29 protein-coding genes are annotated in these 25649 nt (G+C 72.1%); 21 read left to right on the forward strand and 8 right to left on the reverse strand.

The annotated features are described in order from the left end of the window. Positions 1-54 precede the first annotated feature (54 nt). Together DPM19_RS33450 and DPM19_RS33455 are read right to left on the reverse strand one after the other, a co-directional pair. The gene (locus DPM19_RS33450; RefSeq protein WP_233511085.1) at positions 55-894 is read right to left on the reverse strand and encodes a CoA transferase subunit A; all 840 of its coding nucleotides are present in this window, start codon (positions 892-894) and stop codon (positions 55-57) included. Then, on the reverse strand, positions 895-1647 hold the full coding sequence (locus DPM19_RS33455; protein ID WP_111872104.1) for an enoyl-CoA hydratase family protein: 753 nt from the start codon (positions 1645-1647) through the stop codon (positions 895-897). A gap of 74 nt (positions 1648-1721) precedes the next feature. Between DPM19_RS33455 and DPM19_RS33460 the strand changes: the two genes are divergently transcribed. The 3 genes from DPM19_RS33460 to DPM19_RS33470 all read left to right on the forward strand — a co-directional run bounded on the left by DPM19_RS33460 (position 1722) and on the right by DPM19_RS33470 (position 3757). Beyond that, positions 1722-2627 carry an SDR family oxidoreductase gene (locus DPM19_RS33460; RefSeq protein ID WP_111872105.1) on the forward strand — a complete coding sequence of 302 codons (906 nt, stop codon included), beginning with the start codon at positions 1722-1724 and terminating at the stop codon, positions 2625-2627. A gap of 156 nt (positions 2628-2783) precedes the next feature. Beyond that, the gene (locus DPM19_RS33465) at positions 2784-3146 is read left to right on the forward strand and encodes a hypothetical protein (RefSeq protein WP_146779090.1); all 363 of its coding nucleotides are present in this window, start codon (positions 2784-2786) and stop codon (positions 3144-3146) included. 44 nt (positions 3147-3190) lie between these two features. Beyond that, positions 3191-3757, forward strand: a complete 567-nt coding sequence (locus DPM19_RS33470; protein WP_111872107.1) for a thioredoxin family protein — start codon at positions 3191-3193, stop codon at positions 3755-3757. Positions 3758-3799: 42 nt separating this feature from the next. Here the strand turns inward: DPM19_RS33470 and DPM19_RS33475 are convergent, their stop codons facing one another. Both DPM19_RS33475 and DPM19_RS33480 read right to left on the reverse strand, forming a co-directional pair. Then, a complete protein-coding gene (locus tag DPM19_RS33475; protein WP_146779091.1) occupies positions 3800-5122 on the reverse strand; it encodes a DUF4185 domain-containing protein in 1323 nt (440 codons plus the stop codon). A 93-nt stretch (positions 5123-5215) separates the two neighbouring features. Then, a complete protein-coding gene (locus DPM19_RS33480; protein WP_146779092.1) occupies positions 5216-5746 on the reverse strand; it encodes a hypothetical protein in 531 nt (176 codons plus the stop codon). Positions 5747-5956: 210 nt separating this feature from the next. Here DPM19_RS33480 and DPM19_RS33485 point away from each other — a divergent pair, with 210 nt between their 5' ends. Then, the gene (locus tag DPM19_RS33485; protein ID WP_111872110.1) at positions 5957-6517 is read left to right on the forward strand and encodes an SMI1/KNR4 family protein; all 561 of its coding nucleotides are present in this window, start codon (positions 5957-5959) and stop codon (positions 6515-6517) included. Positions 6518-6621: 104 nt separating this feature from the next. Here DPM19_RS33485 and DPM19_RS33490 read toward each other — a convergent pair whose 3' ends face one another. Further along, the gene (locus tag DPM19_RS33490; RefSeq protein WP_111872111.1) at positions 6622-7377 is read right to left on the reverse strand and encodes an ATP-binding protein; all 756 of its coding nucleotides are present in this window, start codon (positions 7375-7377) and stop codon (positions 6622-6624) included. Between the two features lie 229 nt (positions 7378-7606). Here DPM19_RS33490 and DPM19_RS33495 point away from each other — a divergent pair, with 229 nt between their 5' ends. From DPM19_RS33495 to DPM19_RS33515, 5 genes are read left to right on the forward strand one after another with little or no spacing between them, the layout of a single operon-like run. Next, positions 7607-8455 (forward strand): helix-turn-helix domain-containing protein, encoded by an 849-nt coding sequence (locus DPM19_RS33495; RefSeq protein ID WP_111872112.1) that lies wholly within the window; start codon positions 7607-7609, stop codon positions 8453-8455. An 8-nt stretch (positions 8456-8463) separates the two neighbouring features. Beyond that, positions 8464-8676, forward strand: coding sequence for a DUF397 domain-containing protein (locus tag DPM19_RS33500; protein ID WP_111872113.1), 213 nt, complete (start codon positions 8464-8466; stop codon positions 8674-8676). Between the two features lie 4 nt (positions 8677-8680). After that, positions 8681-8893, forward strand: coding sequence for a DUF397 domain-containing protein (locus DPM19_RS33505; protein WP_111872114.1), 213 nt, complete (start codon positions 8681-8683; stop codon positions 8891-8893). Positions 8894-8898: 5 nt separating this feature from the next. Beyond that, positions 8899-9120 (forward strand): DUF397 domain-containing protein, encoded by a 222-nt coding sequence (locus DPM19_RS33510; RefSeq protein WP_111872115.1) that lies wholly within the window; start codon positions 8899-8901, stop codon positions 9118-9120. Then, positions 9117-9329: a DUF397 domain-containing protein gene (locus tag DPM19_RS33515; RefSeq protein ID WP_111872116.1), complete on the forward strand. Its 213-nt coding sequence runs from the start codon at positions 9117-9119 to the stop codon at positions 9327-9329. Before DPM19_RS33510 ends, DPM19_RS33515 begins: the two co-directional genes overlap by 4 nt. Before the next feature lie 47 nt (positions 9330-9376). Here the strand turns inward: DPM19_RS33515 and DPM19_RS33520 are convergent, their stop codons facing one another. Continuing rightward, entirely contained in the window at positions 9377-9736 is a 360-nt protein-coding gene (locus DPM19_RS33520) for a hypothetical protein (protein ID WP_111872117.1), read from the reverse strand. A 124-nt stretch (positions 9737-9860) separates the two neighbouring features. Then, positions 9861-12329 carry a DNA gyrase/topoisomerase IV subunit A gene (locus DPM19_RS33525; protein ID WP_111872118.1) on the reverse strand — a complete coding sequence of 823 codons (2469 nt, stop codon included), beginning with the start codon at positions 12327-12329 and terminating at the stop codon, positions 9861-9863. A 31-nt stretch (positions 12330-12360) separates the two neighbouring features. On the opposite strand from DPM19_RS33525, the gene DPM19_RS33530 reads away from it, so the two are divergent. From DPM19_RS33530 to DPM19_RS33585, 12 genes are all read left to right on the forward strand, one after another. Further along, a complete protein-coding gene (locus DPM19_RS33530; RefSeq protein WP_111872119.1) occupies positions 12361-13542 on the forward strand; it encodes a lactate 2-monooxygenase in 1182 nt (393 codons plus the stop codon). Between the two features lie 181 nt (positions 13543-13723). Next, positions 13724-14680, forward strand: a complete 957-nt coding sequence (locus tag DPM19_RS33535) for an STM4015 family protein (RefSeq protein ID WP_111872120.1) — start codon at positions 13724-13726, stop codon at positions 14678-14680. 133 nt (positions 14681-14813) lie between these two features. Next, positions 14814-15737 carry an STM4015 family protein gene (locus DPM19_RS33540; protein ID WP_111872121.1) on the forward strand — a complete coding sequence of 308 codons (924 nt, stop codon included), beginning with the start codon at positions 14814-14816 and terminating at the stop codon, positions 15735-15737. A gap of 66 nt (positions 15738-15803) precedes the next feature. After that, the gene (locus tag DPM19_RS33545; RefSeq protein ID WP_111872122.1) at positions 15804-16721 is read left to right on the forward strand and encodes an STM4015 family protein; all 918 of its coding nucleotides are present in this window, start codon (positions 15804-15806) and stop codon (positions 16719-16721) included. Further along, complete coding sequence (locus DPM19_RS33550) at positions 16718-17659, forward strand: STM4015 family protein (protein WP_158566970.1); 942 nt, start codon at positions 16718-16720, stop codon at positions 17657-17659. Before DPM19_RS33545 ends, DPM19_RS33550 begins: the two co-directional genes overlap by 4 nt. A 69-nt stretch (positions 17660-17728) precedes the next feature. Next, positions 17729-18649 (forward strand): STM4015 family protein, encoded by a 921-nt coding sequence (locus DPM19_RS33555; RefSeq protein ID WP_111872123.1) that lies wholly within the window; start codon positions 17729-17731, stop codon positions 18647-18649. 226 nt (positions 18650-18875) lie between these two features. Then, positions 18876-19832: an STM4015 family protein gene (locus DPM19_RS33560; protein ID WP_158566971.1), complete on the forward strand. Its 957-nt coding sequence runs from the start codon at positions 18876-18878 to the stop codon at positions 19830-19832. Positions 19833-19869: 37 nt separating this feature from the next. Then, positions 19870-20877: an STM4015 family protein gene (locus DPM19_RS33565; protein ID WP_111872124.1), complete on the forward strand. Its 1008-nt coding sequence runs from the start codon at positions 19870-19872 to the stop codon at positions 20875-20877. After that, a complete protein-coding gene (locus DPM19_RS33570; protein WP_111872125.1) occupies positions 20874-21938 on the forward strand; it encodes an STM4014 family protein in 1065 nt (354 codons plus the stop codon). Before DPM19_RS33565 ends, DPM19_RS33570 begins: the two co-directional genes overlap by 4 nt. Continuing rightward, entirely contained in the window at positions 21935-22726 is a 792-nt protein-coding gene (locus tag DPM19_RS33575; RefSeq protein WP_111872126.1) for an STM4013/SEN3800 family hydrolase, read from the forward strand. Before DPM19_RS33570 ends, DPM19_RS33575 begins: the two co-directional genes overlap by 4 nt. Beyond that, positions 22723-24018 (forward strand): STM4012 family radical SAM protein, encoded by a 1296-nt coding sequence (locus tag DPM19_RS33580; protein ID WP_233511087.1) that lies wholly within the window; start codon positions 22723-22725, stop codon positions 24016-24018. The genes DPM19_RS33575 and DPM19_RS33580 overlap by 4 nt, the downstream gene beginning before the upstream one ends. Next, the gene (locus DPM19_RS33585; RefSeq protein WP_199485422.1) at positions 24018-24956 is read left to right on the forward strand and encodes an STM4011 family radical SAM protein; all 939 of its coding nucleotides are present in this window, start codon (positions 24018-24020) and stop codon (positions 24954-24956) included. The genes DPM19_RS33580 and DPM19_RS33585 overlap by 1 nt, the downstream gene beginning before the upstream one ends. A 61-nt stretch (positions 24957-25017) precedes the next feature. Here the strand turns inward: DPM19_RS33585 and DPM19_RS33590 are convergent, their stop codons facing one another. Further along, on the reverse strand, positions 25018-25473 hold the full coding sequence (locus DPM19_RS33590) for a pyridoxamine 5'-phosphate oxidase family protein (protein WP_111872127.1): 456 nt from the start codon (positions 25471-25473) through the stop codon (positions 25018-25020). Between the last annotated feature and the right edge of the window lie 176 nt (positions 25474-25649).

Below are 25649 nucleotides of genomic sequence, written 5' to 3' on the forward strand. Positions count from 1 at the left end.
CTTTCGAGGCGTCAGAGCACCTCGAAAGCTGAAGGATCACGGGGTGGTCGACGTTCATCGGGTGGCCTCCTGGTAGGTCGGCTCGTCCACGTCCAGGTAGCGGGCTTTGAACTCGGGCCAGAGGTCGGGGTCCGCGGCGGCGGTGGCGTACTCCTTCTGGAAGCGCTCGTCGCGGGGGTGGTCCGGGAGGCAGTCGGTGAAGTGGGCGCCGCGCGGGGTCTCGACCACGCCCGTGACGTGCATCCGGCTGACCAGCAGCGACTGCACCGGGCCCGCCGCGGCGAGTTCGGCGGGGGTGACGATCCGCTCGCACGAGACGTAGGCGTCCGTCGCGGCCTTGCAGAACAGGTCGTCCATGTACGGGTCGTCGCCGAGGTAGCGGGCGTTGCCTCGGGCGTCGGCGAGGTTCAGGTGGACGAGGGCGGCGTCCAGCCGGAGGGCGGGGGCGGCGACGAACTCCTCGCCGTCGCCGTAGGGGGAGCGGACGGTGCGCAGGTCCGGGTTGACCCGCATGACGTCCGAGCCCAGACCGGCCCGGGTGGGCAGGAACGGCAGCCCGTGCGCCGCCGCGTACAGCCCGAACATGAACAGGCCCTCGTCGTACTCGGTGAACTCGATCTCGCCGCGCTGCCGGGCGGCCCGGAAATGCGGCTCCAGCGGGATCGAGTCGAGCGTGACGAACGGCGCCACCACCTTGCGGACCTTCCCGTACGCGCACAGCAGGCCCACGTCCGGCCCGCCGTAGGAGACCACGGTGAGGTCGGTCAGCGGGGACCGGCAGATCGCCCGGACCAGGGCCATCGGCTTGCGCCGCGACCCCCACCCGCCGATCCCGATCGTCATGCCGCTGCGCAGCGACCCGACGATCCCGGCCACGGTCATCGGGGTTCCCATTCAGGACTCCTTGTTGTCGTGCAGGAAGGCGTCGCGGTGGCGGTCGCCGGCGCCGGCGAGGTTGAGTTCGAAGGTGAAGCCCTGCTCGTAGCGGTAGCTGCGGTGCACGTCCACCGGGTCGATGCCGTTCAGCGACTCCTTGGCCCGGCGGAGCACGTAGGGGTCCTTGGCGGCGAGGTTCCCGGCGAGTTCCAGCGCGGTGTCGCGCAGCGCGTCCCGCGGTACGACCTCCAGCACCGAGCCGTGGTGGTGCAGTTCCGCCGCGGTGACGTTGCGGCAGGTGTAGACCATGGCGCGCATCAGGTGCTGCGGTACCAGCCGGGCCAGGTGGGTGGCGGCGCCCAGCGCGCCCCGGTCGACCTCGGGCAGCCCGAAGTAGGCGTCGTCGGAGGCGACCACGATGTCGGCGTTGCCGACCAGGCCGATCCCGCCGCCCAGGCAGAAGCCGTGCACGGCGGCGATCACCGGCACCTCGCAGTCGTAGACGGCGGCGAACGCGGCGAAACAACCCCGGTTGGCGCCGATCAGCGCGCCGTGCCCGGGGGTGGACTGCATCTCCTTGATGTCGACGCCGGCGTTGAAGCCCCGCCCCGCGGCGCGCAGCAGGACCACGCGGACGTCCGGATCGCGCCCGGCGGCGAGCACGGCGCCGGCGAGGTCGTACCAGCCCTGCACGGTCAGCGCGTTGACGGGCGGCGCGTCGACGACGATCTCGGCGATGCCCGCACCGGGGCGGGTGGTGGAGATTCCCATGCGCTACCTTTCCACCAAACATTTGTTAGAACTGAAGGTAGCAAGTGCCCTCCCGCCCGTGAAGGAGAGAACGGATGATCTGCGCAGGACGTGTCGTCATCGTGACCGGGGCCGGGCGGGGGCTGGGCCGCGCGCACGCCCTGGAGTTCGCCCGGCAGGGCGCCAAAGTGATCGTCAACGACCTCGGCGTGTCCGCCGACGGCTCCGGCGGCGGCGAGCAGGGCCCCGCCCAGGAGGTGGTGGACGAGATCGTCGCGCTGGGCGGCGAGGCCGTGGCCAGCACCCACGACGTGGCCGACGAGCGGGGCGCCGCCGGCCTGGTGGCCACCGCGCTGGAGGCGTTCGGCCGGCTGGACACGCTGGTCAACAACGCCGGCTTCCTGCGCGACCGGATGCTCGTCAACCTCAACGAGGACGAGTGGGACGCCGTCATGCGGGTGCACCTCAAGGGGCACTTCCTCCCGCTGAAGCACGCCGGGGCGCACTGGCGGGCCGCGGCCAAGGCGGGCCACACCCCCGAAGCCCGGATCGTCAACACCTCCTCCGGGGCCGGCCTGCTGGGCAGCGTCGGCCAGGGCAACTACTCGGCCGCCAAGGCCGGCATCGTCGGCCTGACCCTGGTCGCCGCCGCCGAACTGGCCCGCTACGGGGTCACCGTCAACGCCATCGCCCCCTCCGCCCGCACCCGGATGACCGAGCAGGTCTTCGCCGCGACCATGGCCCCGCCCGCTCCCGGCGCGTTCGACGCCATGGCCCCCGAGAACGTCTCGCCGCTGGTCGTCTGGCTGGGCTCGGCCGGGTCCGCGGGGGTCACCGGCCGCGTCTTCGAGGCCGACGGCGGCCGCATCTGCGTGATGGAGGGCTTCCGCCACGGTCCCGAAATCGACAAGGGCACCCGCTGGGACCCGGCCGACGTCGGCCCGGCGGTGGCCGACCTGCTGTCCCGCACCACCGCCCCGGAGCCGGTCTATGGTGCCTGACCTGCTGTTTCCCTCCTGAAGATCACAAATAAGGATCATGACCTGGTCAAGATCCGGTGGAGCGCGGGTGCGCGCCCCCCGATCGGCGACAGGGTGATCGCATGAGCACGGAACGTGACCGTGCGCATGCGACACCGAGCGCCGCGGGGGAGGACCGTGCCCAAGACCTTGATGATCGCCGATTTCCTGCGGTCGGCCGCCCGCAGGCGGATCGACCTGGTGGAGGACGACGAGGAGGGCCGCAACGCCCGCTGCGCGGTCGCCCTGATCAACGCGGCGGGGTACGTCCAGGAGATCTCCGACACCGACCGGGTCGTCACCCGGATGGCGGCGGCAGGCTGTTTCGAGGAGGAGCGGTTCCGCCCCACCCCGACGGGCGAGCGGCTGATCACCGGCTGGCACTACACCGGGCCCGGCGGTGACCCCGCCGACCTGCTCGCCGCCGTCGCCGCCGCCGCGGAACGCGAGACCGAGCCCATCCCCGCCGTCCTGCCGCAGCCCCGCGCCGCCACCGGCTGAGGGGCCCAGCGCCCCGCCGGGGCGGGCTTTGCGAGAATCGACTCATGGCTGTCAACTCGTTCATGGTGCCGCTGGGCACCCCCGCGCCGGAGTTCGACCTGCCGTCCATCGAGGGCGAGAACGTCGCGCTCGCCGACCTCGCCGGGACGCCCGCGCTGCTGGTCGTCTTCCTGTCCAACCACTGCCCGTACGTCCGCCGGATCGAGGACGCGATCGGCCGGGTCACCGCCGAGTACGCGCGCCGGGGCCTGACCACCGCGGCGATCTGCAGCAACGACGTGACCCGCTACCCCGACGACGACGCGGCCCACCTGCGCGAGCAGGCGAAGCGGGCCGGGTTCGGCTTCCCCTACCTGATCGACGAGTCGCAGCGGGTCGCGCTGGCCTACCGGGCCGCCTGCACCCCGGACTTCTTCCTCTACGACGCCGGCCGCCGGCTCGCCTACCGCGGCGAGTTCGACGGTGCCCGCCCGAAGAACGACGTGCCCTCCGACGGCGGCACGCTGCGCGCCGCGCTGGAGCGCGTCCTGGCGGGCGAGCCCGTCCCCGAGCCGCACACCCCCAGCCTGGGCTGCGGCATCAAGTGGAAGCCGGAGAACGAGCCCTTCTGATCGTGTCCGCGTGCCGGGGGGCGCGGTCCCCGGCACGCGAGCTCAGCTCACCGCCACCCGCATGAACTTGGGCCGGTAGCGGTTGACGTTGTTGGCGATGTTGGTCAGCCCGGCCCCGTCCGGGGCGAAGTCGTTGAGGCTGTAGCTCAGCAGCAGCCCGGTCGAGTGGGTGAACTGCGGGTGCAGGGCCGGCATGTAGGCCCCGGAGGTGCCGGTGTACTCCGCGTATCCGGGTGGCTTGGGCAGGGCGGCCTCGGGCACGACGGCGAAGCGGTTCTTGCCGAAGCGCACCGGGTTCAGCGCGGCCTCCGGGTCGGCGATGTTGCAGATGGTGTACATCGTGAGCTGCCGGTAGACGCCGTACCCGCTCTCCGCCGTCGGGTCCATCGTGACCAGCGCGTAGCGGGTGCCGACCTGCTGCACGCTGAACCCGTGCGCCACCCCGGTGTCGGTGGCGCCGCCGCCCGCGCCGCCGGTGAACGTGATCACGGGCTGGGCCAGGTCCTGCCGGCCGGCCGCCGTCCACGACGAGCCGTTCCAGAACTGCCACTGCCAGGGGTTGTGCAGGTTGCCCCCGGCGACCCGGGCGAGGTAGGCGTTGCTCCCGAAGATCCCGCCGATCGTCTGGCTGGACTCGCCCCAGATATAGGTGTGGCCGTCGCTCTTCGGGACCAGGGAGACCCCCCAGTAGATCTTGCCGCGCCCGATGTCCACCGCGTCGAACCGGACGGGGGTGCCGAGGGGGGCGGCGAGGTTCGCAGGGTCGAGGGTGGCGACCCCGTAGCCGAGGGTGCCGCCGTACAGGGGGACGCTGTCGTCCTTCTCCAGCAGCATGATCTTGAGCCGTTTGGTGACCGAGCCGGGGGAGGCCGGCTCGACCCTGGCGCCCAGCAGCTCGTAGCGCTTGGCGGGGTGCTCGGGGTGCCGGATCCAGGGCAGCGGATCGCTCACCGGCCCGCCCCCGTACAGGGTCTGGGTCAGCCAGAGGTCCGGCGGGTTCTGGACGACGGCGGTGTTGCGGGCGAACCCCTTGCCCCCGGCGTGGTGCCGGTACGGCTGGCCCGGGGGCGCCGGTGCCAGGGTCTGGCCGAGCAGGGTGTCGTTGAACAGCCAGAGGGTCTTGCCGGAGTTGGCGCCGATGCCGCTGGGCAGTTGCACCGAGATGCTGTTGTCGCCGGCCGTCCAGTCCGTGAGGCTGGTGTTGTCGTTGCCGTAGCCGTTGAAGAGCGGGTTCCAGAAGAAGTTCTCCGGGGTCGCCGACGTCACGGAGATCGGCGCGCAGTCGGCCGCCGCGGCGGCCCCGCCGGGCAGTAACGCCAGGCCGGTACAGCCCGCCACGATCAGTGCTCGGAATCGACGGAGCATCCTGCCCCCTCGCTAGGGGAAACGTGCGCCCATCCTCCGAAACCTCTAAATCTTTTACAAGATGACCGGGCGTCCGCTACAGGCCACCACGGGTCAGTGGGAGAACGGCTCCAGGCAGGTACCCTCACCGGTCGGCCCGCCCACCTCGACGAGGACGCCCTCGGGCCGGACGCTGCCGGTGACGCAGGCGATCTCCCCGACCCGCACGTAGTAGACGGCCCCCGCCGGCGGCGGCGAGACCAGAACGGACCGGAAGGGCTGGGCCCCCATCCGATCCCCCGGGAATCCGAGCCCTTCGAGGGCCTTCCGCACCGCCTCCGGCGAGATGTCCCCGGCCTTCCGCAGCCGCTCCAGCGCGGGCCGCACCCGCCGCGCGGCGTCCTCACCCGCCCGCCGGTCGGCGGGCGTCAACTCGAGCCGCCGCTTCCAGGCGTTGTTGTCGCCGTAATTGGGCGGCATGTCCCCGGGCGGCATCGGCCGGGCGGACACGCTCCCACCGGGCACCGGGGACCCCACCCGGGGCGAGGCCGTGCCCGCCGATCCGGCCTCGGTCGTCCCGCAACCGCAGAGCAGCGCCGAGCAGAGCAGGAGGACTTGAACCTGGCGACAGCGCGAACGCGACATACCAGGAGTGTGCCACCCGCCGTCGCGAGGTCGCGTTGTCCGTAGGACACGAACATGGAGTCATGCTGTACGGGACGCCGTCTCTGGACAAGACCGACGGCCGGCAGAACCATGATGGTCTTCGCTGTCTGCGCCGGTTACGGCAGGGCGGTTGGTGCCTGTCATCGGTTTTCCACTGACCGCACGGCATGACCTGTGGAGGAGAGGACCATGGCATCGTCCCCGTTTCTGAGCAAGCTCATGGCGCGGGTCTCCCCTCCACCGGAACCGACCTTCGGAACATCGAGCTGGCAGCAGGTCTTCGCCGAGTTGGGCACCGCCCTGCCCGCGGACTACGTCGAGTTCATCGACACCTACGGGTCGTGTGAGTTCGGTGGTTACCTCGCGATCGCCGACCCCCGGAGCTACGGCACCACGCTGACGTACCATCAGGTCTGGTGTGATCACGGCGACCAGTACCGCGAGTCGAGGGAGCGGTTCCCGGACCTCCTTCCGCTGGCGGCGTGGCCGGAACCCGGCGGGTTCCTGGGCTGGGGCAGCGACATCGACGGCAACTGGTTCGGCTGGCTGACCGAAGGCGAACCCGACCGCTGGCCGACCGCGGTATGGGGCAGGCAGATGAAAGACGGTCTCGTCGGCCCCGTCCCGATGACCGAGTTCCTCTTCGGCTGGCTGTCCCATCCGCCCGCCTTCCACGGGCTGCCCGACCTGTCCGACGAGAACGAGCGGGACGACGACAGCCCCAACCAGATCAGCTGTCACAGCTGGTAGCCCACCTCGGCTGTCCTCCGGACGGCGGTCGCGACAGGTCCGAACCCGGCGCAGCGCTCGACGCGCCCGTTCGCCGACCCCTGCCGGGGAGCCCCGTCCGGCGGTCACCTCGTGCGGCGGACGGTGAACGTCTCGACGCGCTGGACGAGGTGTTCGGCGAGGTCGTGGATGTCGGTGAGGGGGCGGCGGACGGGTGCGCCGTCGGCGTCGGTGTAGCCGAAGGCCACCGGCTCGACCCGGATGCTGGGGCAGCTCGGCACGGCCACCAGCGAGACGCCCTTGGCGTGGGTGGTGATGGTCCCGGTGACGCCCCGCCGGGCCAGCAGGCCGTGCAGCCGCCCGGCGGTGTGCGACGGCCGGGCGATGCGCGCGGCACCCGGCCACGGGTCGGGCAGCGGCAGCGCGAACCAGACGGTCTTGCCCGCGACCGGCCGCGCGGCGAGCCGGGACCGCGACGGGCCGGTGCCCCACCCGCCGCACACCGCCGCGACCATGGCCAGCCCCCGGCCGTGCTCGGCGAGCGGGTCCCCGGCCCGCACCGCCGGCACGCGGTCGCGGCAGCCGTCGAAGACCGTCACCACCAGCTCGGGACGGGGATGCGCGCGGGCCCACACCCACAGCTCGGGCGGGGCGACCGGCCCGAAGGGCCCCGGCCGGACCGGCCGGGCGTGCCGGTAGGCGTTGGCGGCCAGCTCGCTGACCGCGAGCCTGCCGTCCTCGATCGCCTCGCGGGGAAAGGCGAGCGCGCCCATCACACCGCCCAGCAGGTGCCGGGCCTGCGCGGCGATGCTCGCGTCGGGCATCAGCGGCCACGCGCACGCGGCGCCGAGGGGAATGTCGCCGGGACGTCCACTGCTCATCGGGGGGCTCCTCGGTGGAACGCGTCCGGCGAGCGGGGACGGCACCCGACCTTCGCCGGTACGGACGGAAATGTGAATTCACCGGCGACAGCGGGTGACGCTCGGTACCCTCATAGTCATGCGGAACCTTCTAATTCACAACCCCAACATTGAAACCTTTCCTTATTGGGGGTCTATGTCTGATTTTCCGCAAAGCCCGTAGCGTTCGGTATCGACCTGGGAGTACGTCATGACGGAACAGCGCCCCCGCCCGACGGTCCGCCGCCGCAGGCTCTCCCGCGAACTGCGCGCGCTACGAGAAGCGGCGGGCTTCACCGCGGAGCACGTGACTCGGGAACTGGAGTGGAGCAAGGGCAAGCTGTCACGGATCGAGAACAATGACTGGCGACGGCCGAGCGTTCAGGACATCAAGGTCCTGCTCGACCTCTACGGCATTGATGACCCCGAACAGCGTGCTGCGCTGTTGCAGCTCACCCGCGACTCCCGGCAACGAGGGTGGTGGGCTGGCTACCAGGATGTCTTTCACAATCCCAGCTACACAGGCTTCGAGCAGGAGGCGTCTCGGCTCTTGACCTACGAGCAGTCCGTAATCCCCGGACTGCTTCAGACTCCCGCCTATGCAGAGGCGCTCATCAGGGCTGGGCTCGTGCATGATCCAAATGAAGTGCGGCGCCGGCTGGCGCTTCGAATGGAACGACAGCGAGTGCTGGAGCACGCTGACCCACTGCATCTGTGGGCTGTGATCGACGAATCGGCCCTTCTCCGTCCGTTCGGCAGCTCGCAGGAGCGGAAGGACCAGTTGCAGCGACTCATCGACACCGAGGGCCTCAAACACGTCAACATTCAGCTGCTGCCTGTAGGGGCAGGGTTGCATCCAGCGCTGTCCGGATCGTTTGTGATCTTGGAGTTTCCAGAAGACTCCAGCATTGTCTACATGGAGATGGGTCTGCAGGAGCTCTACCTGGAGACACCTGAGGAGGTGAACCGGCAGGCGCTCGTGTTCCGTCATCTCAACGCGATGGCTCTATCTCCCTCGGACACTGTTGATCGCATTTCGACGATGCTTCGCAATCTATAGTAAGTGGCATGAATCGCTCATCACTGTTCGAGAACGCCGCATGGCGTAAAAGCTCGCGTAGCCAAGCGCAGACCCAGAACTGCGTGGAACTTGCCCGGCTTGGCGAGGTGGTCGGGATCCGTGACTCCAAGAACCCGGACGGGCCACACTTGACCTTCGCTCCAACTGTGCTACGCGCCTTCGTCACGCAGGTGCGTGTTGGACACTATGACCTCAGGTGAGCGCATGAATCGGTCACCTTTGTTCGAGGGTGTTGTCTGGCGTAAGAGTTCCTACAGCCAAGGGTTGGGCCAAGACTGCGTGGAACTGGCTCGACTCGGTGGAGTGATCGGAATCCGTGACTCCAAGGATCCGAACGGACCTTGTTTGATCTTCACTCCAGCCGTGCTGCGGGCCTTCACCGCACAGGTACGTGCCGAGTACCGTGACCTGAGGTAAGTCGCATGAACCGCTCAGCACTTGTCGCAGGTGCCGCATGGCGTAGGAGTCGGCGAAGCCAGGGGCAGACCCAGAACTGCGTGGAGCTTGCCCGTATTGGAGAGGTGGTCGGTGTCCGGGACTCGAAGGACCCGGACGGTCCGCACTTGACCTTCACCCCATCCACGCTGCGCGTCTTCGCCGCGCAGCTATGCGCCGGACACCATGACCTTCAGGTCAGCGTATGAATCGCTCGCTTTCGTTCGAAGCCGCTGTGTGGCGCAGAAGCTGTCACAGTCAGGGGCAGAGCGATGATTGCGTAGAACTGGCCGACCTCGGTGCAGCGGTCGCCATTCGGGACTCCAAAGACCCGGATGGACCGCACCTGACCTTCACGCCTGCCGCCGTGCGCGCCTTCGCCACTCGAATACGTGCCGGGGAACACCTGCCGTCCTAACAGCCGACCGGGCACGTGGCCGTTACCGGTCCGTGGTGCGGTGATGCTCATGCCTGGGCGAGTCGTTCGGCGTGCCGGCCCTCGTCCTCCCCGACGGGGCCGGGCGCCGCGCCGCGGAACCGCCAGCGTGTGGTGGCGCCGTCCGGGCCGTCGAGGCGGCCCCGGGACAGGGCGGCCTCGATCCGGTCGCGGACTTCCGTCTCGTCCGCGGGTTCGGCCGCGAACAGTATCCGCAGCCGCACCTCGTCGCCGGAACGTTCGGCGGCGGTGTGGTGGGCCGCCAGCGGGCACGGCGGTTCGTGCTTCCAGTGCCCGCACAGTGCGACCGTGACGGCCGCGCCCGGCGCCCGCAGATCATCGTCGGCCCGCATGAGCACGACCGCGTCATGGGCGAATACCTGGCGCATTCGCCCAGTGTGCCCCCGGCCACCGCCGCAGGCCACCCGTACGGCTCGAACCCCGACAGGTGATCGTTGAGGATAGGTGGGGTCATGGCACCACCTATCCTCAACGATCACGTCTGGTCGCGGGTCAGCTCGGCGGGGCCGAGCCGAGGGGGCCGCCGAGGGCGGCGATGGGGGTGGGGAGGCGTTCGCCGGAGCCGTCGCGGCGGCCGAGTTCCGCCGGGAGCGGGACCGGCTTGCCCGCGGGGGAGACGGCGCGGGCCGGGGCGGGGCCCGCCCAGGCCAGGAGCAGGGAGTCCTCGCCCTTGAGGAAGCGGTGGGCGCGGACGCCGCCGGTGGCGCGGCCCTTGGCGGGGAAGTCGGCGTAGTCGGCGACCTTGATGCCGCCGGCCTCCATGCCCTCCAGGGCCTCGGCCGCGCCGGAGATGGTGATCACCACCGAGGGGCGGGACGGGTCGATCGCGCCGAACCACACCACCCGCGCGCCGTCGGCCAGCCGGATGCCGGCCATGCCGCCCGCGGGGCGGCCCTGCGGGCGGACGATCGACGCCGCGAAGCGCAGCAGCTGCGCGTCGTCGGTGATGAAGACCAGGTCCTGGTCCTCGGAGTCGAGCTGCACCGCGCCGACGACGGAGTCGCCGTCCTTGAGGCCGATCACCTCGAACTCGTCCCGGTTGGGCGGGTAGTCGGGCACCACCCGCTTCACCACCCCCTGGGCGGTGCCGAGCGCCAGGCCGGGCCCGGAGTCGTCGATGGAGCCCAGCCCCACCACCCGCTCGCCGGCGTCCAGCTCGATGAACTCGCTGACCGGCGCGCCGCCCGCCAGCGACGGCGGGGCGGCCCCGGGCGGCAGCCGCGGCAGGTCGATGACGTCCATCCGGAGCATCCGGCCGGCCGAGGTGACGACGCCGACCTGGCCCCGGGCGGTGGCGGGCACCACCGACACCAGGATGTCGTGCGGCGACCGGTCGCCCTCGGCGGGCAGCGGGTCGCGGGAGCCGGTGCGGGCCAGCAGGCCGGTCGAGGACAGCAGCACCAGGCAGGGGTCGTCGGGGACCTGGAGCGGCACCGCCGCGGTCTTGGTCTCGCCGGACGCCTCCAGCAGCACGGTGCGGCGCGGCGTGCCGTACTCCTTGGCGACCGCGGCCAGCTCCTTCGACACCACCTTGCGGAGCTTGGTCTCCGACTCCAGGATCGCGGTCAGCTCGGCGATCTCCCTGGTCAGGGTCTCCTGCTCCTTCTCCAGCTCCAGCTTGTCGAACCGGGTGAGCCGGCGCAGCGGGGTGTCGAGGATGTACTGCGCCTGGATCTCCGACAGCTCGAAGATCTGCATCAGCCGCTGCTTGGCCTGCGCCGAGTCGTCGCTGTCGCGGATGATCCGGATGACCTCGTCGATGTTGAGCAGCGCCACCAGCAGGCCGTCCACCAGGTGCAGCCGCTCCTCGCGCCGGCGCCGCCGGTAGGCGCTGCGCCGCCGGACGACCTCGATCCGGTGGTCGACGTACACCTGGAGCAGCTCGCGCAGGCCCAGCGTGCGGGGCTGCCCGTCCACCAGCGCCACGTTGTTGATGCCGAAGGTCTCCTCCATCGGCGTGAGCCGGTAGAGCTCCTCCAGCACCGCCTCGGGGTGGAACCCGTTCTTGATCTCGATGACCAGCCGCAGCCCGGTGTTCCGGTCGGTGAGGTCCTTGAGGTCGGAGATGCCCAGCAGCTTCTTGGCGGTGACCAGGTCCTTGATCTTGGCGACCACCCGCTCCGGGCCGACCCCGTACGGCAGCTCGGTGACCACCAGGCCCTTGCGCCGGGGGGTGACGTCCTCGACCTGCACGGTGGCCCGGGTGCGGAAGGTGCCCCGGCCCCTGGCGTAGGCGTCGCGGACGCCGTCCAGCCCGACGATCTTGCCGCCGGTGGGCAGGTCGGGCCCGGGCACGAAGCGCATCAGGTCGTCGAGCGTGGCGTCCGGCCGGTCGATCAGGTGCCGGGCGGCGGCGACGACCTCGCCGAGGTTGTGCGGCGCCATGTTGGTGGCCATGCCGACCGCGATGCCGGACGCCCCGTTGACCAGCAGATTCGGGAACGCGGCGGGCAGGACCTCGGGTTCGGTCTCCTGCCCGTCGTAGTTGGGCCGGAAGTCGACGGTCTCCTCGTCGATCGAGGTGACCATCAGTAGCGCCTCGCGGGACATCCGGGCCTCGGTGTACCGCATGGCGGCCGGCATGTCGTCGCCGCCCAGCGAGCCGAAGTTGCCGTGCCCGTCGATCAGCGGCAGCCGCATCGCCCACGGCTGCGCCTGCCGCACCATCGCGTCGTAGATGGACGCGTCACCGTGCGGGTGCAGCTTGCCCATCACCTCGCCGACCACCCGGGCGCACTTGACGTGCCCGCGGTCGGGCCGCAGCCCCATCTCGTTCATCGAGTACAGGATGCGCCGCTGCACGGGCTTGAGCCCGTCCCGGGCGTCGGGCAGCGCCCGCTGGTAGATGACCGAGTAGGCGTACTCCAGGAAGCTGCCCCGCATCTCCTCGGAGACGTCGATGTCGACGATGTTCTCCTCGAAGTCGGGCGGGGGCGGGGTCTGCGATCGACGGCGTGCCATGGTTGCCATTGTCGCCGATCGAGGAGCCCCCATGAGCAAGCCCGCCGACTTCCAGAACGAGATCTACCTGAACGGCCTGGCGGATCAGCGCCCCCCGCTGCCCACCGACCTGACCGCGCTGGAGGAACTGGCCGCCGCCCGGCTGTCGGCCCGGGCGTTCGGGTACGTCGCCGGCTCGGCGGGCACCGAGGCCACCGCGCGGGCCAACCGGGCGGCGTTCGACCGGTGGCGGATCGTCCCGCGGATGCTCCGGGACGTGTCCTCGTGCGACCTGGCGGTGGACGTCCTGGGCACGGCCCTGCCCGCGCCGGTCCTGCTCGGCCCGATCGGGGTGCTGTCGATCCTGCACCCGGAGGGCGAGCTCGCGGTGGCCCGGGCCGCGGCGGCGCTGGGCGTGCCGATGGTGCTGAGCTCGGCCGCCTCCCACGACATGGAGGCGGTGGCCGCGGCGAGCGGCGCCGGCCCGCGCTGGTTCCAGCTCTACTGGTCCAAGGACCGCGATCTGGCGGCGAGCTTCCTGGAGCGGGCGAAGAAGGCCGGGTACACCGCGCTGGTGGTCACCCTCGACACGTTCACCATGGCCTGGCGGCCGCGCGACCTGGACGGCGCGTACCTGCCGTTCCTGCGCGGGATCGGCACCGCCAACTACTTCTCCGACCCGGTCTTCCAGCGGGCGATCGGCGGCCCCGTCACCCCCGACAACCAGGGCATGGCGGTCCTGCACTGGGTGGCGAACTTCGGTAACCCCGCGTTGACCTGGGACGATCTGACCTTCCTGCGGGAGCACTGGGACGGCCCGATCGCGCTCAAGGGCATCCTGCACCCCGACGACGCCCGCCGCGCGGCCGACGCGGGGATGGACGGCGTGGTCGTCTCCAACCACGGCGGCCGCCAGGTGGACGGCTCGGTGGGGGCGCTGGACGCGCTGCCCGGCGTGGTGGAGGCGGTGGGCGACCGGCTCACCGTGCTCTTCGACAGCGGGGTGCGGACGGGCGCCGACGTGGTGAAGGCGCTGGCGCTGGGCGCCCGCGCGGTGCTGCTGGCCCGCCCGTACGCGTACGGGCTGGCGCTCGGCGGCGAGGCGGGCGTCCGGCACGTGCTGCGCTGCCTCATGGCCGAACTCCAGCTCACCCTCACCCTGGCCGGCCTGGCCGGCCCCGGCGAGGCCGGCCAGGAGGTCCTGACCCCGGCGCCCTGGGCACCCGCACACTGACGGGGGCCGTTCGCTGGTCCGCCCCCGCTTCGCCTGGTGCCTCTGGTAGGACGGTCCCGCCAGTTCCCGATCACCGGCTCCTCGCCGGTCCCGCGAGAAAGCAGAGCGCAGTGACCTTCCGCCTGCCCCCCGGCTCCCGGTTCGTTCCTCCGGTCACCGACCCGTCCGCGGCGGTGACCGGATGAACGACCTCGGCGCGTGCATGACACTGCCCTGGCGTCTCTTCCCGCCGCTGGGCGAGGAGGGGCCGGACGACCCGGCACCGTCCGACGCGGGCACCGTGGCGTGGCGGCTGCACTACAACAGCCTCCTCTACTCCGTCAAAGAGGACGGCTACGACGCGTACCTCGCCCGGTTCATGGAGTCGGTCGACACCACCCGGGTGCGGGAACTGGTCTTCGGCTGCTGCGGGGAGCCGTCTTACACCGGCCCCGACGAGGCCGTCGAACTGCTGATCAAGGAGGCAGCCCGGTTTCCGGCGCTGCGGGCGGTCGCGTTCGGCGACATCTCCTATGAGGACGCGGAGCTGTCCTGGACCTCGCTGTGCGACGTGACGCCCCTGCTGCGGGCGTTCCCGGCCCTGGAGGTGCTGGAGGTGCGCGGCGGCGACGACCTGGCGCTGGGGCCGGTGCGGCACGAGTCGCTGCAGGCGCTGCGGATCGAGACGGGCGGGTTGCCCGGCGAGGTCGTGCGGACGGTGGGGGACTGCGACCTGCCGGCGCTGGAGCACCTGGAGCTGTGGCTGGGCGTGGCGGAGTACGGCGGCGACGCCACCGTGGCCGACCTGGCGCCGATCCTGTCGGGCGAGCGGTTGCCGGCGCTGCGGTACCTGGGGCTGCGGAACGGCGAGATCCAGGACGAGGTCGCCGCCGCCGTGGCCGCCGCCCCGGTGGTGGCCCGGCTGGAGACGCTGAGCCTGGGGCTGGGCGTGCTGACCGACGAGGGCGCGGAGGCGCTGCTGTCGGGCCAGCCGCTCACCCACCTCAAGAAGCTCGACCTGCACCACCACTTCATCGGCGAGGAGATGATGCAACGGCTGCGCGCCGCGCTGCCCGGCGTCGAGGTGGACCTCTCCGGCCGGGAGGAGCCGGACCCCGGCGACGAGTGGTGGTCGCCCTACGTGGCCGCCGCCGAGTGAGCGGGCCCGGCCGCCGGAACCTCCCATGAGTGCACCCCCGGCGGAGTTCACCGGAGTTTTCTGGGGTTTCCCGAGGATTGTCGCTCTGCTCTGGTAGGACAGGTCCCGCCAGTTTCCGAAGCGGGGAGACCACATGTCCTTGTCCGAGCACTGCGCCGAGTTCGCCGGGCTGCGGGTCGTCGACTTCACCGACGAGACGCCCGGGCCGGACCTGCCCCCCGCGGCGTCGGTGGCCTGGCGGATCCGGGTGGGCTGGAACGAGTCGACGTCCCGGTACCTGGAGAAGTTCGAGCGCTTCCTGGAGCGGGTGGACGTCTCCCGGGTGAGCGCCCTGATCATCGGTTACTGCGGGGGCGGCTACGAGCTGGACAAGCCGGTGGCGCGGCTCGCGGCGGCGGCCGACCGGTTCCCGGACCTGCGCGCGCTGTTCGTCGGGGAGATCCTGGCGGAGGAGGCCGAGATCTCCTGGATCATGCAGACGGACGTCACCCCGCTCCTGGCCGCGTTCCCCTTGCTGGAGCGGTTCGAGGTGCGCGGCGGCTCCGAACTGGAGCTGAGCCCGGTCAAGAGCACCGCGCTGCGGGTGCTGCGGATGGAGACCGGTGGGCTGCCCCGCGAGGTGGTCCGGGCGGTGGGCGAGAGTGACCTGCCGAACCTGGAGCACCTGGAGCTGTGGCTGGGCGTGGCGGAGTACGGCGGCGACGCCACCGTCGCCGACCTGGCGCCGATCCTGGCCGGCGAGCGGCTGCCGTCCCTGCGCTACCTCGGGCTGGAGGACAGCGAGATCCAGGACGAGATCGCCACCGCCGTGGCCGGCGCCCCCGTGGTGGCCCGGCTGGAGACGCTCAGCCTGCCCATGGGCACCCTGGGCGACGAGGGCGCCGAGGCGCTGCTGTCGGGCCAGCCGCTCACCCACCTCAAGAAGCTCGACCTGAGCCACCACTTCCTGAGCGACGAGATGACCCAACGCATTCGCGCCGCGCTGCCCGGCGTCGAGATCGACCTGCGCGGGGCCCAGGTCGAGGACGAGTGGCGGTACGTCGCCGTCTCGGAGTGACCGGAGAACACCCGTACCGGGCGGGCCCGCGCCGCCGGCCCCGCCTCCCCCGAAGGGAACCCGAACGTGACCATCCATGAGTATCTCTCCGAGTACGGCGGGCTCCCCGTCTTCGACTTCGCCCGGGAGGAGGAGCGGCCGGAGGCCGGGGCGGCGGCCTGGCGGATCGCCACCGAGTTCGAGGGCGAGCACTTCGGCGAGGTGTTCGCGCGGTTCCTGCGCGAGGTCGAGACCACCCGGGTGACCGCGCTGGTCATCGGTTACTGGGGCGCGTCCTACGACGACAACACCGCCGACCCGGTGGAACTGCTGGTGCCGGCGGCCGACCGGTTCCCGGCGCTGCGCTCGCTGTTCCTCGGCGACATCGTGATGGAGGAGTCGGAGATCTCCTGGATCGAGCACTCCGACATCACCCCGCTGCTGGAGGCGTTCCCCCTGCTGGAGCGGTTCGAGGTGCGCGGCGGCACCGGCCTGCGGCTGAACCCGGTCAAGAGCACCGCGCTGCGGGTGCTGCGGATGGAGACCGGCGGGCTGCCCCGCGAGGTGGTCCGGGGGGTGGGCGAGTGCGACCTGCCGAACCTGGAGCGGCTGGATCTGTGGCTGGGCGTGCCGGACTACGGCGGCAACGCCACCGCCGCCGACCTGGCGCCGATCCTGGGCGGCGAGCGGCTGCCCGCGCTGCGGCACCTGGCCCTCGCCGACGCCGGGATCCAGGACGAGGTCGCCGCGGCGGTGGCCGGCGCCCCCGTGGTGGCCCGGCTGGAGACGCTGGACCTGTCGATGGGGGCGCTGACCGACGAGGGCGCCGAGGCGCTGCTGTCGGGCCAGCCGCTCACCCACCTCAAGCGGCTCGACCTGAGCCACCACTACCTGAGCGAGGAGATGATGCGGCGTGTCCGCGCCGCGCTGCCCGGCGTCGAGATCGACCTGAGCGACCGGCAGGACCAGCGGGGACGGTGGCGGTTCGTGGCGGTGTCCGAGTGATCGACTTCACCGGGCACGCCTTCCCGACCCTCGTCCACGGCGAGGCCGGCGAGGCGACGCCGCCCGCCGGGTGGCGGCCCGACCCCGCCGCGGTGTCCTGGCGGCTCCGGTGCCACGAGTACGACGGCGAGAACGCCGACTCCGACTACGCCTCGTACTTCGCCCGGTTCCTGGAGACCGTCGACACCACCCGGATCCGGGACCTGACCATCGGCTCCTGGGGCGACCCGGTCAACGACTCCTCCGCGACCGCCGTCAAGCTGCTGGCCGACGCGGCCGACCGGTTCCCGGCGCTGCGCTCGCTGTTCCTCGGCGACATCTCCTACGAGGATTCGGAGCTGTCCTGGATCGAGCAGTCGGACGTCGCGCCGCTGCTGCAGGCGTTCCCGGAGCTGACGGCGCTGCGGATCCGCGGCGGCACCAAGCTGGGGTTGAAGAAGGTGCGGCACGCGTCGCTGCGGACGCTGCGGATCGAGTCCGCCGGGCTGCGCAGCCACGTGGTCAGGACCGTCGGCGCCTGCGAGCTGCCCGCGCTGGAGCACCTCGAACTGTGGCTGGGCGTGGAGACCCAGGGCGGGAGCGCCACCGCCGCCGACCTGGCACCGATCCTGGGCGGCGAGCGGCTGCCGTCCCTGCGGCACCTGGGCCTGCGGAACAGCGAGATCCAGGACGAGATCGCCGCGGCGGTGGCGTCGGCGCCGGTGGTGGCGCGGCTGGAGTCGCTGGACCTGTCGATGGGGGCGCTGACGGACGCGGGCGCCGAGGCGCTGCTGTCGGGCCAGCCGCTCACCCACCTCAAGGAACTCGACCTGCACCACCACTACCTCACCGACGCGATGATGGACCGGCTGCGGGCGGCCCTGCCGGGCGTGGACGTGGACCTGTCCGACGGTGAGGACCCCGACGACGACTGGCCGTACGTCGCCGCCTCGGAGTGACCTGAGAACATCTCCACCAGGCCGGTCCCTGCGGCCGGCCCCGCATTCCACGAAAGGAAGATCCCGAACGTGACCATCGGCAAACACCTCTCCGAGTACGGCGGGCTGCCCGTCTTCGACTTCGCCCGGGAGGAGGAGCGGCCGGAGGCCGGGGCGGCGGCCTGGCGGGTCGCCACCAAGTTCGATGGCGAGCACTTCGACGAGGTGTTCGCGCGGTTCCTGCGCGAGGTCGACACCACCCGGGTGACCGCGCTGCTCATCGGGTACTGGGGCGCGTCCTACGACAGCGGGCCCGCCGACCCGGTGAAGTCGCTGGTGGCGGCGGCCGACCAGTTCCCGGCGCTGCGCTCGCTGTTCCTCGGCGAGATCGTGTTCAGGGAGGCCGAGATCTCCTGGATCGAGCACTCCTCCGGTGTCACCCAGTTGCTGGAGGCGTTCCCCCTGCTGGAGCGGTTCGAGGTGCGCGGCGGCACCCACCTGGATCTGGACTCGTTCGAGAGCACCGCGCTGCGGGTGCTGCGGATCGAGACCGGCGGGCTGCCGTCCGGCGTCGCCTGGGCGGTGGGCAGGTCCGACCTGCCGAACCTGGAGCGGCTGGATCTGTGGCTGGGCGTGCCGGACTACGGCGGCGACACCACCGCCGCCGACCTGGCGCCGATCCTGGGCGGCGAGCGGCTGCCCGCGCTGCGCCACCTCGCCCTCGCCGACGCCGAAATCCAGGACGAGATCGCCGCGGCGGTGGCGTCCGCGCCGGTGGTGGCGCGGTTGGAGACGCTGGACCTGTCGATGGGGGCGCTGACCGACGCGGGCGCCGAGGCGCTGCTGTCGGGCCAGCCGCTCACCCACCTCAAGAAGCTCGACCTGAGCCACCACTACCTCACCGACGCGATGATGGACCGGCTGCGGGCGGCCCTGCCGGGCGTGGACCTGGACCTGTCCGACGGGGGAGACCCCGACGACGACATGCCGTACGTGGAGGTGTCCGAGTGAGCGGTCCCGGCCACCTGTCCCCGCGGGGCACGACGCCGGCCGAACGAGCGCCGCGGCGCGCCCCCGGCCCTGCCCGAACGTCTCTTTCCCGAGCACGGCGGGGGCACCACGCTGGGTGGCCGTTCACCCGACCGAAGGAGCCTGACGTGCATCACCACCAGCCGAGCGAGGCGAGGGCGGAACGCGCCCGCGCCGTGTCCCCCGGCGCGACCGGGGCGGTGGCCAAGTGATCTACGACGTGCCCGCCGACGAGGTGTGGCTGCCCGAGCACCTGACCCTGCCCGAGCGCAACTTCCCCACCAGGGAGAAGGATGCTGGCGCTGCCCTGCCCGACGCCGCGGCCGTGGCCTGGCGGCTGGACTACGACAGGGAGGGCGAGGAGGATCCGGACCTTCTCGACCCCGACTACGCCTCGTACTTCGCCCGTTTCCTGCGGACTGTCGACACCACCCGGGTCCGCGAACTGGTCTTCGGCTCCTGCGGGGAGGTGTACTTCAGCAGCTGTGGCGATGCCGTCGAGGTGCTGGCCGGGGCGGCCGACCGGTTCCCGGCACTGCGGGCGATCGCCCTCGGCGACATCGCCGACGAGCTGGCCATGATCGTCCAGGCGGACGTGACGCCGTTGCTGCGGGCGTTCCCGGCGCTGGAGGTGCTGGAGGTGCGCGGCGGCAGCAACCTGGAACTGGAGCCGGTGCGGCACGCGTCGCTGCGGGTGCTGCGGCTGGAGGCCGGCGGCCTGTCGGCCGGGGCGACGCGGGCGGTGGCGGCGTCGGACCTGCCCGCGCTGGAGCACCTGGAGCTGTGGCTGGGCGACGGCAACCACGGCGGCGACGCCACCCCGGCGGACCTGGCGCCGATCCTGACCGGGGAGCGGCTGCCGTCCCTGCGGTACCTGGGGCTGCTGGACGGCGAGTTCCAGGACGAGATCGCCGCGGCGGTGGCGTCGGCTCCGGTGGTGGCGCGGCTGGAGACGCTGGACCTGTCGCTGGGAGAACTGACCGACAGAGGCGGCGAGGCGCTGCTGGCCGGGCAGCCGCTGACCCACCTGAAGAAGCTCGACCTGAGCCACCACTCCATGAGCGAGGCGATGACCGAGCGCCTCCGTGCCGCGCTTCCAGGCGTCGAGGTGGCCCTCGGCCACCGGCGCAAGGGCGGGTTCCGGTACTCGGAGGCGATGGAGTGAGCGAACTCGCCGGGCGGTTTCACGAGAGCACGCGGAAATGAGCGTCCACACATCACTGGCCCGGTACCGCACCCTGCCCGTGTACGAGTTCGCGGCGCCGATCCCCGAGGCGCTCTCCCCGCAGCTCAAGGCGCTGCGCGCCGCCGCGCCGCCGCCCCCTCCGCCGCCGCCCGCCGCGGAGGCCGCCTGGCGCATCTGGCTCAACGACTACGAGCAGACAGAGGCCGACTACGTTGAGCACTTCGGCCGGTTCCTGGAACAGGTCGACACCACCCGGGTCCGGGAACTCATCATCGGCGGCTGGGCGGACATGATCCAGACCTCCGCCGACCTGCCGATCCGGCTGCTTGTCGAGGCGGCGGACCGCTTCCCCGAACTGCGGCTGATCGCGCTGGCCGACGTCAACTCCGACGAGTGCGAGATCTCCTGGATCCCGCAGGGCGATATCGCCCCGCTGCTGCGGGCGTTCCCGGAGCTGGAGGTGCTGGAGGTCCGCGGCGGGGCCGGCATGACCTTCCAGGCAGGGGACGGCCTGGAACTGGAGCCGGTGCGGCACGAGGCGCTGCGGGTGCTGCGGCTGGAGTCCGGCGGGCTGCCGTCGGGCCCGGTGGCCGCGGTCTCGGCGTGCGACCTGCCCGCGCTGGAGCACCTGGAGCTGTGGCTGGGCGACGAGGACTACGGCGCGACCTGGGAGATGCCCGACCTGGCGGAGATCCTGTCGGGGGAGCGGCTGCCGTCCCTGCGGCACCTGGGCCTGCAGAACAGCACCCGCCAGGACGAGATCGCCGCCGCGGTGGCGTCCGCCCCGGTGGTGGCCCGGCTGGAGTCGCTGTCCCTGGCCATGGGGGCGCTGACGGACGAGGGCGCCGAGGCGCTGCTGGCCGGGCAGCCCCTCACCCACCTGGACTGGCTCGGCCTGCACCACCACTACCTGAGCGACGAGATGATGGACCGCGTCCGCGCAGCCCTGCCTGACGTCGAGGTCGACCTGTCCGACCGGCAGGACGACGACGGCGAGTGGCTGTACGTGGAGGTGGGCGAGTGACGTTCACGGTGGTCGGCGTGCCGGGCGGGCGGCGGGTGGAGCTGTTCGCCGCCGCGTGCGGGGAGCGCCCGCCGGTGGTGGTGTCGTGGGCGGACGTGCTGGCCGGGGGGCCGCCGCCGTTCGGGCCGGGCACGCTGCTGCGGATCGACTCGCCGGGTGAGGACGCCGCGGTCGACGCGCTGCTGCGCGGGCCCGGCGAGCCGACCCGGGTGGGCGGCGGCGCCCGCTGGTACCCGGCGTTCACCGCCGCCCTCGACCGGATCGGCGTGGCGGCCCGGCGGGACGGCGCGCGCCTGCTCGGCGACCCCGGCGAGATCGCGGTGATGTTCGACAAGCGGCTCACCCATGCCCGGCTGCTGGCGGCCGGCGTTCCCGTCCCGCCCGCGCTGGGCCCGGTCGGCGGGTACGCCGAGCTGCGCGCCCGGATGGCGGAGGCGGGTGAGCCGCGGGTCTTCGTCAAGCCCGCGCACGGCTCCTCGGCCTCCGGTGTCGTCGCGCTCCAGACGGCGCCCGGCCGGATCAGGGCCGTCACCTCGGCCGCCCTGTTCGAGGGGGAGTACCACAACTCGCTGCGGGTGCGCTGCTACACGACCGAGGCGGAGGTCGCGGCGCTGGTCGACACGCTGGCTCCGGACGGGCTGCACGTCGAGCGGTGGTTCCCCAAGGCGTCGCTCGGCGGCCGATCGCTGGACCTGCGGGTGGTCGTGGTCGCGGGCGAGCCGACCCACGCGGTGGTGCGCACCAGCCGGCACCCGATGACCAACCTGCACCTGGGCGGCGCGCGCGGCGACCTCGGGGCGGTGCGGGCGGCGCTGGGCGAGCCCGGCTGGCGGGAGGCCATGGACGTCTGCGCCCGGGCCGCCGCCTGCTTCCCGCGCAGCCTGATGGTGGGGGTGGACCTGCTGGTCGGGGTCGGCTGGCGGCGGTTCGCGGTGGGCGAGGTGAACGCGTTCGGTGACCTGCTGCCGGGGCTGACCGGCCTCCCGGGCGGTGCCGCGGAGGGGATGGACACCTACACTGCCCAGGTCCGGGCCGCTTTGTCGCAGAATGTCAGTACATGATTGATATGAATGAGATCGTGGGCAGCCACGATCTGCTGCTGGTCACGCTCGACACGCTGCGCTACGACGTGGCCGCCGAACTGGCCGCCGCCGGGCGCACCCCGGTGCTGGCCGGGCTGCTGCCGGGCGGGCGCTGGGAGCGGCGGCACGCCCCGGGCAACTTCACCTTCGCCTCGCACGCCGCGATGCTCGCCGGTTTCCTGCCCACCCCGGCCGCGCCCGGGCCGCACCCCCGGCCGTTCGCCGCCACCTTTCCCGGCAGCGAGACCACCGCCCCCGGAACCTGGGTGTTCGACGCCCCGGACCTGCCCGCCGGGCTGGCCGCGGCCGGCTACCACACAGTCTGCGTCGGCGGGGTGGGGTTCTTCAACAAGCTGACCCCGCTGGGCTCCGTGCTGCCCGGGATGTTCGCCGAGAGCCACTGGGCACCGGAGTTCGGGGTCACCGACCCGGCCTCGCTCGACCACCAGATCGACCGGGTCGCCGCGACGGTGGCGGGGCTGCCCGCCGGGCGGCGGCTGTTCCTGCTGCTCAACGTCGCCGCGCTGCACCAGCCGAACCGGTACCACCTCGACGGCGCCACCGAGGACTCGATCGCCTCGCACGCCGCCGCCCTGGAGTACGTGGACTCCCGGCTGGAGCGGCTGTTCGGCCTGATGCGCCGGCCCTGCTTCGTGATCGTCTGCTCCGACCACGGGACGGCGTACGGGGAGGACGGGCACGTCGGGCACCGCATCGGCCACGAGGCCGTGTGGACCGTGCCGTACGGGGAGTTCGTGCTGTCGTGACCCTGCCGCTGATCCAGACCACCAGCCCCTACCAGGGCTACGTCTACGCGTACCCGCACAAGACGGCGTACCGGCCGCTCGACCCCCGGCCCCGGCTGGCCGACGTGTGGGCGGCCGAGCCCAAAGACGCGCTGTTCCTCTACCTGCACGTCCCGTTCTGCGAGATGCGCTGCGGGTTCTGCAACCTGTTCACCCGGACCGGCGCCCCCGAGGAACTGACCGGCGCCTACCTGGACGCGCTGGACCGCCAGACCACCGCCACCGCGGACGCGCTGGGCGACGCGTCGTTCGCCACCGCCGCGTTCGGCGGCGGCACCCCGACCTACCTCACCGCGGCCGAACTGGACCGGCTCTGCGACATCGCCGCCCGCCTCGCCCCGCTCGGCGCGATCCCGCTGGGCGTGGAGACCTCCCCGGCCACCGCCACTCCCGACCGGCTCGCCGTGCTGCGCGACCGGGGCGCCACCCGCGTCTCCATCGGGGTGCAGAGTTTCATCGACGCCGAGGCCCGCGCCGCCGTCCGCCCGCAGAAGCGCGCCGAGGTGGAGGCCGCGCTCGCCGCGATCCGCGCGGCCGGCTTCCCGACCCTGAACATCGACCTGATCTACGGTATCGACGGCCAGACCCCGCAGTCCTGGCGGTACTCGCTGGACACCGCGCTGGCCTGGGAGCCGGAGGAGCTGTACCTGTACCCGCTGTACGTCCGCCCGCTGACCGGGCTGGACCGGCGGGCCCGCGACTGGGACGACCAGCGGCTGGAGCTCTACCGGACCGGCCGCGACCACCTGCTGTCCCGCGGCTACGAGCAGGTCTCGATGCGGATGTTCCGCCGCCCGGGCACCGCCGGCGACACCGAGTACTGCTGCCAGACCGACGGCATGGTCGGCCTGGGCTGCGGCGCCCGCTCCTACACCGCCGACCTGCACTACTCCTTCGAGTACGCCGTCGGCGCGAGCCAGGTCCGCGGCATCATCGACGACTACGTCCGCGAGACCGACTTCGGCACCGCCCGGGTCGGCTTCGCCCTGGACGGCGACGAGCGGCGGCGCCGGCACCTGCTGCAGTCCCTGCTCCAGGCGTCCGGCGTGGACGAGGGCCTCTACCGGGCCCGCTTCGGCACCGACCCGCGGGACGACTTCCCGGTGGAACTGGGCGGCTGGGCGGAACGGGGCTGGCTCGAACCCGGCGCCCTGCGGCTCACCCCCGAGGGGCTGGCCCACTCCGACGCCATCGGCCCCGCGCTGTTCTCGCCCCGGGTCCGCGCGCTCATGGCGTCCTACGAGGCCCGCTGATGGCCCGGGCCTGGCTGGGCCTGCCCGCGCCCGTCCCGCCGCCGGGAACCCCTGCTGGCGCCGCCCGGTCCGAGCCGGGCGATGCCGGGACGGGCGGGCACCTGACGATCCTGTACCGGGGTCCGCTGGCGAGCTGCGACTACGACTGCGGGTACTGCCCGTTCGCCAAGCGCCGGGACAGCCCCGAACAACTGCGCGCCGACCGGGCGGCGCTGGAACGCTTCACCGCCTGGGTCGCCGGCCGCCCGCACGGGGTGTCGGTGCTGTTCACCCCGTGGGGGGAGGGGCTGGTGCGGTCCTGGTACCGCCGGGCGCTGGTCGAGCTGAGCCGGCTGCCGCACGTCGGGCGGGTGGCGATCCAGACCAACCTCGGCCAGCGGATCGGCTGGACCGCCGGCGCCGACCTGACCAAACTGGCGTTCTGGGCGACCTACCATCCCGACCAGGTGCCCTACGCGCGCTTCCTGGGCCGGTGCCGCGAGCTGGCCGAGCGGGGCGTCCGGCACAGCGCCGGCATCGTGGGCCTGCCCGAGCACCTGGCCGCCGCCCGCCGGCTGCGCGCGGACCTGCCGCCCGAGGTCTACCTGTGGGTCAACGCCGCCGAGGGCCGCTCCTACACCGACGCTGAGGCCGCGCAGTGGTCGGAGATCGACCCGCTGTTCTCCTACAGCCGGCACCCCCACCCCAGCCGGGGTGTCCCGTGCCGCACCGGCGACACCGTGATCTCGGTGGACGGTGACGGCACCGTCCGCCGCTGCCATTTCGTCTCCGAGGTGCTCGGCAACCTCTACGACGGTACCTTCCGCCCCCGCCGGTCCCCCTGCCCGCACGAGATCTGCGACTGCCACATCGGCTACGTCCACCTGGAGTCGCTGCCGCTCTACGACGTCTTCGCCGGCGGCATCCTGGAACGCGTCCCGGCACCCCAGGGCCGGTGACCCCTCGACGCCCCGGTCGCCGGGCGGCCGTGCGGGCGAGGATCTGACCGGCGACCGGGGGTCACTCGCGCTCGATCCTGCGCAGCCCGTGCGCGGGCGTCCACCACTCGACGACGAGCATCGTGGCCTTCTCGTCGAGGTGGGTGTGCACCACCTCGGCGATGTCGGCGTGGAAGCGGTCGCCCTCCGGTCCTTCGGCGATCGATCCGGCGGCCGTCGCCCGACCGGAGATCTTCGCCTCGCCCGGCCACTGCGCCTCGGAGCCCTCGACCGGGTCGACCGTGGCGCTGTGCAGGGCGAACCGCGGATCCCGGCGGAGATCCTCGCCCTTGCGCGCGTTCGGCATCGAACCGAAGACCAGTTCGCCGTCCTCGAAGGCGGCCTCGATCCCGGAGATCCGCGGCGACCCGTCGGCTCGCAGGGTGGCGATCGTCTTGTGCCGGTGAGCATCGAACAGCGCCCGCACGCGCCGCGCGAACTCCGGCTCTGCCTGCTCGACGTCGCGCCATGCCGTCATGCGCCCATCATCGCACCGCTGATCCTTCGGCATCCAGGGCGCTATGGCGCAATGCCACTAAGTTAGGCATGTTGCGAGGACGCGGATGGTAGGCGGCTCATTGTGTCGAGTTCCGCGATGATGGGGTTTCTTGACGATATAAGCGTTGTGGCGACCTCGTTTGATCACGCGTGGGT

The organism is Actinomadura craniellae (assembly GCF_003289645.1).
Lineage (GTDB): Bacteria > Actinomycetota > Actinomycetes > Streptosporangiales > Streptosporangiaceae > Actinomadura_D > Actinomadura_D craniellae.